This window comes from Marinomonas vulgaris, from assembly GCF_018145875.1.
GTDB classification, from domain to species: domain Bacteria; phylum Pseudomonadota; class Gammaproteobacteria; order Pseudomonadales; family Marinomonadaceae; genus Marinomonas; species Marinomonas vulgaris.
The window spans coordinates 1-13,827 of record NZ_JAGSSV010000003.1 but is presented as its reverse complement, the minus strand read 5'-3'; the positions used below and the strand labels follow the sequence as shown (position 1 = coordinate 13,827).

Genomic DNA, 13,827 nt, shown 5'->3' with positions numbered 1-13,827 from the left:
GGTCTCTGTAGGTTCGATTATAGATTCAAATGCGCACAGGCATCGCGGATAGATTGGCTCACCGAGTCGATCGCATTGGGGCGCGGAAAGCTGGCTCGCCATGCTAAGGCCACAGTGCGTTTCGGCGCGGGTGCTGTGAAGGGGCGCACTTCGAGCATGTCGTGGTCGATGTTAGTCACTGCCGATTTTGGCAACACAGTTACGCCTAAGCCCGATGCTACCATGTAGCGAATCGTCTCCAATGAACTGCCGTTAACCACGGTGCGACCGTCGCTGAGCTCCCCATCGCCCATTAATGGACAAGCTTCGAGCACTTGCTCGCTGAAACAATGGCCCTTACCTAAGAGCAGTAAGTTATCGGTGGACAGTTGATCTGTATCGATATAATCGCGCTTTGTCCACGGGTGATTTTTGGGCATCAGCACGACAAATTCTTCTTCGTAAATCGGTTGAGTAACCACATCTGGTTCACGAAACGGCAGGGCGACTATGATGGCATCCAGTTCGCCATTGCGCAGCTTAGGACGCAAATGTTCCGTAAGATCTTCTTCGATCACCAGCGGCATGCCAGAAGCCACCTTGTGCAGAGCCGGGATCATATAAGGGAACAAATAGGGGGCGATGGTGAAAATCGCCCCAATTTTTAACGGACCAGTCAGCTGGTTTTTGCCCGACGCCGCCAGCTCTTTGATCATGTTAGCTTGATCGAGCACGCGTTTGGCTTGAGTGATGATTTGCTCGCCCAGCGGCGTGATGTACACCGAGTTTTTGCTACGCTCGAAAATTGCCGTACCCAACTCTTCTTCGAGTTTTTTCACCGCCACGCTGAGGGTCGGTTGTGACACGTGACAGCGATCTGCCGCACGACCAAAATGCTTTTCATCGGCCAGCATCACAATGTATTTCAGTTCCGTTAATGTCATAGCACACCTTTACATTGGCTTGGTTCATTGTTAATAACTATGATAGTACATCATTTGATAAAGTATACTCGTTCTTTTATGCAATGATCGAGAATCTTACTTCAGGGTTTGGAGAACAAACATGGCAAAAATACTCATAGCAGGCTGCGGCGATTTGGGTTCAGGCGTGGCGGAAAAGCTGGTGGCGCAAGGGCACACAGTGACTGGTATTCGACGTACCCAGCGTGCCTTTCCTGATGGCGTGGTCGGTCAAACCGGCGACTTGCTGACGATGGACGATACGCAGCTGCCCGAGGTGGATCTGGTGTTCTTGATCATGACGCCGCAAGGCCGCCATGAAGATGCTTACCGAGCGGCGTATTTTGACACCGCGCAGGTGTTGATTCGTCGATACGGCTCGACAGCCACGCCGCCCACGGTGTTTTTTGTGTCGAGCACTAGTGTGTATGGGCAAAATGAAGGGCAATGGATCGACGATTCAACGCCAGCGCAACCCCATTCCGCCACCGCTAAGGTGTTGCTCGAAGCTGAGTTGGCCTTGTCGGCGGTCTTCCCTAGCGTGGCCGTGCGTTGCTCGGGCATTTATGGCCCAGGGCGTTTTCGCATGTTGGAAAAAGTACAGAGCGAAACACCGTGGGAAGCCAACAGTTGGACGAACCGAGTACATCGCGACGATGTGGTGTCCGCATTGGAACTATTGTCGCAACTGGCTTTGAAGGGAAATCGGTTGCCTGAACATGTTATTGTGACCGATCAAACGCCGGTTTCTATGTGGGAATTAAAGCTTTGGCTGGCAAGCTGTTTGGATGCCAAGATCATGGCGGGAGCAGGGAAAGATTTTGTGCCGGCATCGGGAAAACGTATTCAAGGGCAGTATTTATTGTCACAAGGTTGGCGACTCAATTACCCAAGTTATGTGGCGGGGTATCGGGATTTAATCGAGGCGTTTAAGATGTTGTCCTCTTAATCGACAACAGAAAATGAAATGAAAAAAAGAGGCCGAAGCCTCTTTTTTACACTAGTCGCTTCTTAAAAAGAGCGCTTAGTCTTCTAGCACCATGATGCCTTCGATTTCAACCTGAACGCCTTTTGGCAAGGCGCGAACGCCCATGGCCGCGCGCGCTGGGTAAGGTTGTTTAACGAACTGCGTCATCACTTCGTTTACTGTCGCGAAGTTGCCAAGGTCAGTCATGAAGATGTTGAATTTCACTACGTTTTCCAAAGAACCACCTGCCGCTTCGCAAACAGCTTGCAAGTTTTTGAACACTTGTGTGGTTTGCTCAACGATGTCTTCGCTGATCACTTCCATGGTTTCTGGAACCAATGGGATTTGGCCCGACAAGTACACTGTGTTGCCAGCACGAACCGCTTGAGAGTATGGGCCGATGGCAGCTGGTGCGTTTTCAGTGTGAATGACTTGCTTTGACATGATAAGTATCCTTTTAAAAAGAAAATAAATGACGAGCTTAAACAGTCGCCATGGGTTGCTTAAATGAGATATTAACGACCAACAATGGTTTCGCGGGTGACTTTTTCGACACAGCGCACCGCTTTGATACGACGCATCACATCCGCCAAGCCCACACGGCTGGAAATAGTAATGTTCAAACGCAAGCGACTGACGCGGCCACGCTCGATGATATCGAGATTCGACACTTGGAAGTCGGTGTCGCTGATGGAACTGGCGATATTCGCCACGGCGCCACGCTCATTAATATAGGTCACAATCAGGCTGATGTTCAGCTCTTCTTCAATTTCCTTGCCCCACGCCATACGAATAAAGCGTTCTGGATTAGATAAATGATCTTGTACATTTGGACAGTTAGTGTGATGAATCACAATGCCTTTATCAACTTGCACAGACCCTACAATCGGATCGCCCGGTATCGGCGCACAGCATTTCGCATAAGAAATAAGCATGCCTTCTGAGCCATTTACCTTGAAGGATTTTGGTGTGATCAGCGTTTCTTCGTCGTAATTTGGGAAGAGTTCTCGGGCAACTAAATAGCCCACATGACGACCTTTGCCGATGGACTCAAGCAAGTCATCTAACGATGTGAGCTGATGATTGGCTAAAACCTGGTCGATTTGTTCGGTGGTCAATTCATCAATGTTGGTTTTAAACGCATTAAGCGAGCGTGTTAGCAGGCGATTACCGATGGAAATGGCGTTTTCGCGCTGTTTGTCTTTGAGATAATGACGGATGTTAGTGCGCGCTTTGCCGGTAATCGCAAAGCTCAACCAGGCCACATTCGGTTGGGCGTTTTTCGCGGTGATGATTTCTACCGTTTGGCCGCTTTCAAGCTGAGTACTTAATGGTGCCAAGCGTCGGTTAATGCGACACGAAATACAGGTGTTGCCGATTTCTGTGTGAACGCCATAGGCGAAATCAACCGGTGTAGCACCAGAAGGTAATTCGATGATCTGGCCATTAGGCGTGAAAACGTACACTTCGTCGGGGAATAGGTCGCTTTTCACGTTATCGACAAATTCCACAGGATTGCGCGCTTTTTGTTGAATTTCTAACAGGCTTTTCACCCATTTTGTCGCACGATCGTGGTTACTTGGCATGCTTGACGTACCACTGACCTTGTAAGCCCAGTGTGCAGCGATGCCATTGTTGGCGACTAAGTCCATTTCTTCGGTACGAATTTGCACTTCCATCGGAATGCCATTGGAACCCAATACGGTGGTATGGAGCGACTGATAACCGTTGGATTTTGGCACCGCAATGTAATCTTTAAAACGCCCTTCGATCGGTTTAAACAGGGCGTGAATGACGCCAAGAATACGATAACAGCTGTCGTGGCGATCGGTGACGATGCGTACGCCCATCACGTCCATGATTTCCGCTAAAGATCGACGTTTTTTGTCCATCTTCTGGTAAATGCTGTAAATGTGCTTTTCTCGCACGCTGATGCTGGCTTCAATGTAATCGGCGGCTAATTCAGCGCGAATATGGTCTTCCAGCTTTTGTGTATCTTTGATGCGTTGCTGTCCATATTTTTTATGGATGGCGCGCTGCAACATGCGCGCTCGCATGGGGTAATAGGCTTGGAAGGCGAGAGATTCTAAATCGACGCGAACATTGTACATGCCCAAGCGGTTAGCAATGGGGGCATAAATATCCAGTGTTTCGCGGGCGATACGGCGTTTTTTGTGCGCCGGCATGGCATCTAGGGTGCGCATGTTGTGCAAACGATCGGCTAACTTTACCAAGATAACGCGAATGTCATCGGCCATGGCCATGGCCATTTTTTGGAAGTTGTGCGCTTGTTTTTCGATCTGACTGTTGAATTCAAGGTGAGTCAGTTTGCTCACACCATCGACAAGCCCTGCTACGCCTTCACCAAATTGTTCGGTAAGTGCTTCGCGGCTGATGCCGGTGTCTTCAATCACATCGTGTAAGAGTGCCGCAGTCAGTCCATCACAATCCATACGAAGTTCGGAGAGAATTTCGGCGACAGCGAGAGGATGGGTGACATAAGGTTCGCCACTTTTACGACGTTGGCCATCGTGGGCTTGTTCGGCGTAATAGTAGGCGCGTTTTACCTTAGCGACTTGGTCGTAAGGTAAGTATTGACTTAACGTCTGTGCTAAATCTTCAACGGTATACATCGCTCACCCCAACTAAGGCAAAAACAAAGTGCGAGAGCTGTGCTATGAGCGACACCATAGAGATTAAAACTCGTGCAATGGACGTTTTTGTTGATCAACATTATGCACGTTGATCACGTTTTCTGCGATTTCGCGCAAGGCGACAACCGTCACTTTATCGCCTTCTAAAGGCACTTTTGCGTCTTCGCCGCCAGTGGCAAGCTGACGAGCGCGTTTAGACGCCACCATCACCAATTCAAAGCGGTTATCAACGTTTTCTAAACAATCTTCTACGGTAACTCGAGCCATCTTGACCTCTGTATTCGGTTATCTATATTTCCAAAGGTAATTCTACTTAACGGCTTCTTACAATGACAAGAGATCATTTATAAGATTGCCATGTTTTTCTTGCATAATCGGTGTTTTCGAGCGCATAGCGCTAAAAATTGCCGCCATTTGTGTGAGGGCCGCATCAAAGTCGTCGTTGATGATGACAAAATCGTATTCATGGTAATGGGACATTTCGTTGACCGCTTTTGCCATGCGCCGTTGGATGACCTCGGCGGTATCGGTGGCTCTGTTGTTTAAGCGGCTTTCTAGGTCAGCAAGAGAAGGCGGTAAGATGAATATGCCGATCGCTTCAGGGTATATCTGGCGTATTTGGCGGGCGCCTTGCCAGTCGATTTCTAAGATCACATCCAGTCCTTGCTCTAACATATTGAAGATAGACTCTTTAGAGGTGCCGTAGTAGTTATCAAAAACTTGCGCATGCTCAAAAAAGGCGTCTTCAGCTATCATGTCTAAAAAGAATTCGTCGTCGACAAAGTAATATTCACGACCATGCTCTTCGCCGGTACGTGGTGCTCGTGTGGTATGAGAAATGGAAATTCGTACCTTATCATCTTGATTGAGCAATGCCTTATATAGGGTAGATTTGCCTGCGCCGGAAGGAGCCGATAAGATGAAGAGATTACCTTTATGTTTCAACATGAGCTTGTGTTGTCCGCCTTTCAGTTTATTTAATATTTTACTATATCATGAGACGTAGGAACGACCACTTTTCATCGCCGCTGAGGTTGTCCATTATTTGCTGAGCAATTAAGATTTATTCAGGCTAAACTCAAAGCTGATGAAGTGGCTTATTGCATCAGTTAAAACGTGGCACTCTATAAAAAGACGCACAAGGGGACACAATGGACTTACCTTCCGATAAACGAGCATACTGCAAAATACTGTCAGTGGAAGATGATCCAGATTATCAAGAAGCCTTGCTTAATGGCTTAAGCGCACTTAATTACGACGGCAAAAAGGTGGAGTTTCTGACTGCTGCGTCGGCCAGTGAAGCAGCCACTGTGATCGCTGCGAACCCAGATATTGCCGTGGTGTTCTTAGATGTGGTGATGGAAACCGACCAAGCTGGCTTGCGTCTGATCCGAATTATTCGAGATGTTATTGGCAATGATCTAATGCGCATCGTGTTATTGACTGGGCAGCCGGGGATGGCACCCGTAGACGATTTAATTGGCCAATACGACATCGATGATTACTGGTGTAAATCCGACCTTACTCAAGCTCATCTGCAAACCATTGTGTTAAGCAACCTGCGCACTTGGGAGCACCTTTCGGACATGAAAGAAGCGCGTCATGGTATGCAGTTATTGTTAGCAGCGAGCCAACGCTTAGCAGCAAAGTGCGATATTACCGACTACTCTCATTCCATTCTTGAAGAAATTGCCTTGCTGCTGAAAGTAAAAAATGGCGGCATTGTTTGTCTCTATCACCCTGAAGACGAAGCGATCGACAAAGCCTTAATTGTGGCAGGTAGCGGCGAATTTTCTCAGCATACGCACAAACATTTTTTGTCGGTTATCGAAGACACCGTATTAAAAAATGCAGTAGAGCAGGCCAACACACAAAAAAGTCACGTTTTTTTGGAAGGCTTTTCCGTGCTCTATTTCTCCAGCAAAGAGCTCGATGGCCTCGAGTATTTGGTGGTGGTGAAATTAGAGCGCCAGTTGATGTCGAATGAGATCAATTTACTGCAAGTTTTTTGTGAAAATATTCGTGCTGGTTTTCGTAATGTGGCTCTGCACAATAAACTCACGGAATTGGCTTACATAGAGCCGACGTTGGGCATCCATAACAAAAACTGGTTGGTGCGTGAAATCCGCGACATGTTTTCATGGGAGCGGGAAAAAGCCACACTTCTGATGTTTTATGTGGAGGATTTGGCGTACACAGAATCGGTGTTGGGCAGCAAGTATTGCGACCAATTGACCCTGTCCTTGTATGAACACCTCAGCCAGTTTTTTGATGGTTCAGTAGACATTTCTTTGTTGGAGCGCGATACACTGGTGCTCTTGGTATACGGTGAGCAGACGTTCAATGCGTCTTCATTGGAGCGCGTGATTCATTCCAGTGTGACCGTCGATAGTGCGACCTATGCTTTAGATTTAACGGTTAGTTTGGTGAAGTTTAGTGATTTTCCTTCTTACAACGCTGAGCAGTTAGTCAGTGTGGGCAAAAGCACTTTAGAACGGGCTAAATACGATGGTGTGTCGTTTTTGGCGTTTTCAGACTCGCTCGCTGAGGCCATGTTCGGTCGCTATGAATTACTCAAAGACCTCAGAGAAGCGATCGTCAACGATGGGATTGTGGCGTATTTTCAACCCAAATTGGATTTTAAAACCAACACCCTTATTGGATTCGAAGCATTAGCGCGCTGGATCTATAAAGACGGTACCTTTATTCCACCTGATCAGTTTATTGCTTTGGCAGAAAGCAGCGGCTTGATCGATAAGTTGGACCAGCAAATGGTTCGGCAATCCTGTAGGGCAATTAATGCTCTAAAAGCCATTGGTGTACATGTACCCATTTCGGTCAATGTGGCAGGCAGCGAGATCATACGTCCAGATTATTTTGATTGCTTCAATAGCTTGTTAGCTGAAGAAGATGTGCCTTACGATATGATCGAATTAGAGATCACAGAGTCGCAATTTATTGAAGAAAAAAGTTACATCAATGCTCATTTATCGGCGTTGAAGGATTTAGGTGTCGGTATCAATATTGATGATTTTGGTACGGGTTACTCTTCCTTAGCGTATCTATCAACCTTGTCCGTTTCGACCATTAAAATTGACCATAGCTTTGTCTGGCGCATGGATGAATCGGAGAAAGATTGGAAAATTTTGAAAATGATTATTGAGCTTGGGCATAACCTTGGCTTTAATGTAATCGCAGAAGGTATTGAAACTGAGCAGCAAAAAAATCATCTTTTATCTCTTGGCTGTGAACATGGACAAGGGTATTTGTTTGCTAAGCCGATGTCATTGGAGAAAACATTAAAATGGGCTCAAGCGGATTGATCGTTTAATGTTTATTGGACAGAGTGCCAGCAAAAAAAAACCACTATTAATAGTGTGCTTATCAGGCATTTTAGTCTTTATTCTACTGTTAAGCTGGGGTAGTTACCGATTTTTCTGGGACAGTAAGGTAAGTCAACTGGCGCTGAATGAGGCCGATATTTTGTCTCGAAGTGTGAGTGCTTTTAGCCGAGAAGTGGGTCATATTAAGCGTGTAACCTTGTTGTTGCGCAACAGTGTTCGAGCACGCCTAGTCTTACAAGAAGGCAAATCATTTGTAGATGCCAACCAAACTGAGTTTTTATTAGCGCCATTGGAAGATCAAATTGTGGCCGAATTTACACGGTTTGCTCAAACTTCTAATCTGATTTCTCAAGTGCGTTGGTTGAGTCTAGAAGGGCAAGAGCTCATTCGTATCAATTCTCAAAATGGTCTTACAACACGAGTACCTAATAATCAATTGCAAGACAAATCCGATCGACACTATATGGATATTGTGCCAAAAGCGGCGAGCAATGATGTCTTGATTTCCTCCCTAGATCTAAACATTGAAAATAAAGAAATCATTCGACCGTTGCAGCCGACTATTCGTGGCGTGGTGCAAGTGAGCCCAGATGTGCCCGGTATATTGGTTGTCAATTATGACTTGACGCCGTTGTTTGACGCGATTCGTTCTTTTAACCGTGAAAGCCTGTACGTAGAAATCTTGGATGCCAATGGGTACTGGGTGCTCTCCCAAGATCCACTTTTGGAATGGGGAGGCATTTTATACCCAGATGACAAAGGGGCCAATATAAAGGTGACTGCACCGGCGATTTGGGAAGAAATGAACCAGATGAATGAGCGAGAACATTTGTTCGACAGTCATCGGTTGTGGAGTCTACATAAAGTCTATCTGGATGAAGACGATGTGACGCAGCAAACTGGTGTTCCGCCGTTATTTTTTATAGCGCGATCTTATGAAGAGGCGGTAGCGTCTTGGCGGTTGACCTTGATCGCAACCATTTTTGGTATCGCGGGTTTTGTCTTCTACATTGTGTTTTGGTTGGTGTGGCGGCAAATAACCGCTCAATTCGAAACCTACCGGCTACTAACCTTGGTAAAACAAGAAAAAGCCCTCGTTGAGCGTGCCAACGAAAAGCTCAGCCGCACGAACAAACAATTAGTGGATTTACAGGATGAGTTGGTCGAAACGAGCAAATTATCGTCTTTAGGTTTGATGTTAGCTGGTTTGGCCCATGAAATGCACACGCCATTGGGCGGTGTGAGAATGGCCTTGTCGTCGTGCCAAGCGTGGATGAACAAAGAAGAAAAGGCGATACCGAGTGAAGTGAGCAAAGGCATCAATCAGTCTTTGTCTATTGCGGATAAAAACTTGGTTCGCGCGCTGGATGTTGTGGCGAGCTTTAAACGCATTGTGTCTGATCGCACGGCCCAAGAGATTCAAGCTTTTCAATTGCATAATGTTGTTAACGATATAGTGTTTACTTACAAACCTGTGCTTAAAAAGCGCTCCGATATTCGTCTTGATATTGACTGTCCTGACGACATTGACATGTTGGGTTACCCGGGAGCCATGTCGCAAATCATTCAAAACCTCGTTGATAACGCCCTTGATCACGCCTTTCATCACCGCGATAAAGGCGTGATCACACTTACGGCCAAGAAATACCAAGAGTCACTCGTTTTATCCATTCGTGATAACGGGCGCGGTATCGCCCCCGACATCAAGCAACACATCTTTCAGCCATTCATGACTACTGGCCGCGTGAAGCATCACACCGGGCTCGGCTTGCACCTCGTCAGTCAATGGGTGGATAAATTGATGAACGGCCGCATTGAATTCGAATCCGAAGTGGGCGTTGGTTCCTGCTTCACCTTGACTGTTCCCCGCTTTGCTGACGTGAATATTAACTCAGAGTATTAGTCTGTTTTAAAGCCGCGCACCTGAGAATTTAACTGCCAACGCAATAAATCAGGTAAAGCCTGTTGTCGGCTTTGTTGCTCTTCGCTTGGCGTTTCACTGTCTCCGCTGGTGCGTAAGCTGGTCGTGCTTTCCCAAGGGTAAAAGGCCGCTTTGCCGCTCATGGGGTAGGCACCGTTTTCATCGATCCATAGGGTGACGTTATACCCAAAAGCGCGACTCTTGTCGTCTTCTGGTGCCAACATATTACGGCCGGCAAGGGTTCGATATTCTGTGTCTGACAAACTCACGTTGTACAAAGTGGGGAAGATGTCCTTGTGGGAACCCACTCGACTTGGGTCATACGTCCATTCAGTGTTTTCCAAAATGGCTTTTGGCACGTGAAGATAAAAGGGTACGGCACGATCAAGCGCTTGTTCGACAGGGTAGGTGGCGTTCAAACGGCGCATTTGATGATCACCCGTTGCAGCGATGATCGTATTTTTGCCGGCATCAGACTGTTCGACCTTAGTGACAAATTGACCAAAGGCATCGGCCGCATATTGATAGGCTTTGAGTAAATCGTTTACCGCTGCTGCATCATCTTCCGTGTGCGCTGCCACATCGGGCGTAATGGCATAAGGGTAAGCCTCGTAACGTGCGGGTGCTTCATAAGGCGGATGGTTAGTAATGGTTAAAATGGTGATGAATAAGGGCTCTTGGCTGACGCTGAGCAAGTATTCGGCTAAACGGTAAGCGTAATCGTCCGGCACGCCCCAAGCGCCCAGTTCAGCTTCGGATTCAGGGTACATCCCCATCAGCGTGTTTTGGTCATACACCACGTCGACATCTTGCAAGGGTAAATAGGTTGATAAGTTGCGCCAAGCCATGTTGCCCGGTGAGATAAAAACGGTTTTATAGCCGGCGTTCTTATATACATTAAAGGGCACACCTTGCAGTTTTGTTTTCTGCTCTGAGCCGTGGCTGATGTTTTCAAATGGGCTGTGAAACAGCATGGCCGCTAACGATGGTGCGGTACCGTTGTCTTCAGATAAAAAGCGTTTAAAAACAAAATCTTCTTGAAAGTGACCACGTAGTTGTCCTAAAAGGTCGTTTTTTTCAGGGTGATCAAAAGCCAACATGTTACTACCAAAGCTCTCCATGACAGACACAACCACATTAGGCTTGTTGGATTCTAGCCAGGTATTCGGCGCTGTTTTGGCGTCTATGCCATCGAAGCCGAGTATGGCTTTTAACTCTTGACCTTTTTCTCGACTGACCGGCGCAAAAGAAGCGTCCATTTTTTTGTCTTTTAAGGCCCAATCCAGCGCCATAAAACCATTAGGAGACAGTTTATTGAGCAGCAAAAGCTCAGATACTTGTGCATTACCACGACGAAGGGGGAAGGTGCCGACACTGCCTCGTGCCGCGAGAAACAGCACAATAAATGCAATCAGCACATACACAATAAACACTACCAAGTTCCAAGGTTTACGGGGCTGGTCTCGCAATGTGTGCTTCGCTAGGCGGTAAGAAACATAACCAAGAAACAGAGATGCCAATACACCTTTCACGACAGGATAATCTTGCCAAATGTTCAACAGCACACTTTTGGTGTCATCGTCTGCCAAGCCAAACGCGAAGATGTCAAAATGATTGTGGTAGGTTTGGTAGTAGTAAAAATTACTGATGGTCACCATGGCGGTAGTGAAGACAATTAATCCCATCAGAGTGGGTGTTATTACCTGTAAAAAGCGCCATGAAAGACGGTGAGAGCAGAGTAGTAGTCCTACCAAATAAAACAGCGTCATGAACATGCCTGCGATACGAAGATCATATCGTATCCCGATCGACCACATCCTGATGACATCGTCACTGTACTTTGCGAGCTCTTCTGGCGAAGCAAAATACTGAAGCATAAGATAACGACCAAGCATTAAGACTAGAGTGATAACAATAGCCTGTAGTGCGAGGGTAACCAAAAGGGATCGCATTCGGTTCTGATACATTGACGTGATTGTCCTTAAATACACAAATAATGGACGATTATAGCACTGCTGGTTTAGGTTTAGGGCTAGCAAACCAGCCTAAAACGATCCAAATACTGCAAATGACGAGCAGCAAATACAAGGGAATATCCCAAGACTGTTGCCAGTCATACAGGGCACCGATTACGACGGGGCCAATAGCCGCCAAAGTATAGCCAATCAGTTGTGCCATACCCGACAAGGCCGCCGCTTGTTTTGGGCTGTGGGTGCGCATGCCGACAAAAGACAGGCCTAAAATGAACCCCATGCTGACGCCAAAACCAAAACTCACTGACCAAACGGCAGACCAAGCTGGCATAAACAAAAAGCCCACTAAACTTAGGAAGGTTAAGCCTGTTGAGACAGAACAAAGCCGGCGATGGCTGCCCAATCGATGAATAAAAGGCGCCAGCAACAAAGAAGGCGCAGCGCCTGCTAATTGCAAATAGCCCTGATACAAGCCCGCCGTGGTGTCGCTGTAACCTTGGCTTATTAAAATCGCTGGCACCCATGCCACAACAATGTAATTCATCAGAGAATTCAGCGCGAGAAAACCGGCTACCTGCCAAGCCGTCAGAGAGCGCCATACAGACGAAGACACCTCTAGGGTGGGGCTTGGCGATGCTTTATGCAGTGGGATTTTGCCACTGAACCAGACCGCCAGCGGTAAGGCAATAAACAAGATTTGGCAGGCGAGTGCAAACGACCAGCCACTCATCGGTGCGTTGCTGAGCGGCAAGGTGATATTGGCGCTTTCGGCAAAGACACTCAGCGGCACAACAAAGCTCGACATCAAAAAGCCACCAATGCTCATCATCAACACATACACGGCGGTCAGCTGAATAATGTGCTCAGGGAACTCCCGTTTGAGCAAACTGGGCAAGAGTACATTGCCTATGGCGATTCCAGCGCCAATCACGGCGGCACCGAAGTACAAGGTTTGCGTCGATCCTAAGGTTCTCATCACCATGCCAAGGGCGATCAAGCCCACGCCCGCTGCGAGAATACGTTCAATCGCGAAGAATCGCGTTAGCCACGAGGCCACTGGAGCGAAAAAAGCAAACGCCAGCAAAGGCAAACTGGTCAATAACCCCGATTCTGAGCTGTTTAGTCCCAAATCGTTGCTGATTCGGCTTAATAGCGGCGCGATTCCTGTCACGGGGCCACGCAAACTCAACGCCATCAACAGGATGAATAAAAGTAAATACACAGCGTTGTGCTGCGCTAGGCGTTGCAGTCGTTTCATGGGTATTCCAAAGAGGTGTTTATAACACAGTGATCACAACGTAACCGGCCAGCAGAATCAGGACCAAACCGGATAAGCGATCAATCAACATCGCATTGTGTTTGAGCTTATTGAGCAAGCGTGGGCTAGAAAGCAGCACAGCAATGAGGGTGTACCATAGACCATCGACGAGAAAAGGCGTTGCCACCATCATCACCTTGCCGCTCATATCCTGTATGGTGGCCACAAATGGACTAAATAAGGCGGTAAAAAACAGCGCAATTTTGGGACTGAGTATGGAAATCAAAAAGCCTTCTTTGGCGGCTTGGAACGCACTAACCGCTTGGCCAGATTCCAACTTGGTCGCAATGCCACCTTTAGACAGCAGAGCATTTACCCCGAGATACGCCAAATACGCCGCGCCTGCTAAGCTAATCGCCTTAAATAAGAGGGGAAATTGATGAAACACCACCGCCAAGCCGAGCAAGGAAACCAAAGCGTATAGCCCTATCCCCGCCGCATGAGCCCACGACGTCGCCAGACCATTCGCACGCCCTCCAGCTAGACTGTGTTTCACCACAATCGCGAGGCTAGGCCCTGGCGACATAGCGCCTAATAGACAAATAATGAACAGCGAAAACCAAAGTGAAAACGTCATTTTAAAACTCCTTGTGAATGACGGCACCATATCAAGCGCGAGGTATCATGTGAAATTATTATTTTTAGTTTTTTCTATAAATAGCTTCAATTTAAAGAAAATGACTTAATGTTTATCGATATAGTTTAACAT

General features: G+C 47.2%; 11 protein-coding genes. 3 read left to right on the top strand and 8 right to left on the bottom strand.

The features are described 5' to 3' along the window. Window positions 1-17: 17 nt before the first annotated feature. Window positions 18-923, bottom strand: coding sequence for a hydrogen peroxide-inducible genes activator (locus tag J9B83_RS03750; RefSeq protein WP_211535400.1), 906 nt, complete (start codon window positions 921-923; stop codon window positions 18-20). 121 nt (window positions 924-1,044) lie between these two features. Between J9B83_RS03750 and J9B83_RS03745 the strand changes: the two genes are divergently transcribed. After that, the gene (locus J9B83_RS03745; protein WP_211535399.1) at window positions 1,045-1,890 is read left to right on the top strand and encodes an NAD-dependent epimerase/dehydratase family protein; all 846 of its coding nucleotides are present in this window, start codon (window positions 1,045-1,047) and stop codon (window positions 1,888-1,890) included. 75 nt (window positions 1,891-1,965) lie between these two features. Here J9B83_RS03745 and J9B83_RS03740 read toward each other — a convergent pair whose 3' ends face one another. The 4 genes from J9B83_RS03740 to gmk all read right to left on the bottom strand — a co-directional run bounded on the left by J9B83_RS03740 (window position 1,966) and on the right by gmk (window position 5,510). Then, a complete protein-coding gene (locus J9B83_RS03740) occupies window positions 1,966-2,352 on the bottom strand; it encodes a RidA family protein (protein WP_024024215.1) in 387 nt (128 codons plus the stop codon). A 71-nt stretch (window positions 2,353-2,423) separates the two neighbouring features. Next, window positions 2,424-4,541: a RelA/SpoT family protein gene (locus J9B83_RS03735; RefSeq protein ID WP_211535398.1), complete on the bottom strand. Its 2,118-nt coding sequence runs from the start codon at window positions 4,539-4,541 to the stop codon at window positions 2,424-2,426. Window positions 4,542-4,604: 63 nt separating this feature from the next. Beyond that, entirely contained in the window at window positions 4,605-4,829 is a 225-nt protein-coding gene (gene rpoZ / locus J9B83_RS03730) for a DNA-directed RNA polymerase subunit omega (protein ID WP_211535397.1), read from the bottom strand. 57 nt (window positions 4,830-4,886) lie between these two features. Continuing rightward, complete coding sequence (gene gmk, locus J9B83_RS03725; protein ID WP_211535396.1) at window positions 4,887-5,510, bottom strand: guanylate kinase; 624 nt, start codon at window positions 5,508-5,510, stop codon at window positions 4,887-4,889. A 203-nt stretch (window positions 5,511-5,713) separates the two neighbouring features. On the opposite strand from gmk, the gene J9B83_RS03720 reads away from it, so the two are divergent. After that, the gene (locus J9B83_RS03720) at window positions 5,714-7,885 is read left to right on the top strand and encodes an EAL domain-containing protein (protein ID WP_211535395.1); all 2,172 of its coding nucleotides are present in this window, start codon (window positions 5,714-5,716) and stop codon (window positions 7,883-7,885) included. 7 nt (window positions 7,886-7,892) lie between these two features. Continuing rightward, the gene (locus tag J9B83_RS03715; RefSeq protein WP_211535394.1) at window positions 7,893-9,809 is read left to right on the top strand and encodes a sensor histidine kinase; all 1,917 of its coding nucleotides are present in this window, start codon (window positions 7,893-7,895) and stop codon (window positions 9,807-9,809) included. Here the strand turns inward: J9B83_RS03715 and J9B83_RS03710 are convergent. The 3 genes from J9B83_RS03710 to J9B83_RS03700 form a co-directional block, all read right to left on the bottom strand. After that, a complete protein-coding gene (locus J9B83_RS03710) occupies window positions 9,806-11,704 on the bottom strand; it encodes an LTA synthase family protein (RefSeq protein ID WP_211535393.1) in 1,899 nt (632 codons plus the stop codon). The genes J9B83_RS03715 and J9B83_RS03710 overlap by 4 nt on opposite strands. Window positions 11,705-11,831: 127 nt before the next feature. Next, window positions 11,832-13,058, bottom strand: coding sequence for an MFS transporter (locus J9B83_RS03705; protein WP_211535392.1), 1,227 nt, complete (start codon window positions 13,056-13,058; stop codon window positions 11,832-11,834). A 19-nt stretch (window positions 13,059-13,077) separates the two neighbouring features. After that, on the bottom strand, window positions 13,078-13,695 hold the full coding sequence (locus tag J9B83_RS03700; RefSeq protein WP_211535391.1) for a LysE family translocator: 618 nt from the start codon (window positions 13,693-13,695) through the stop codon (window positions 13,078-13,080). Window positions 13,696-13,827 lie beyond the last annotated feature (132 nt).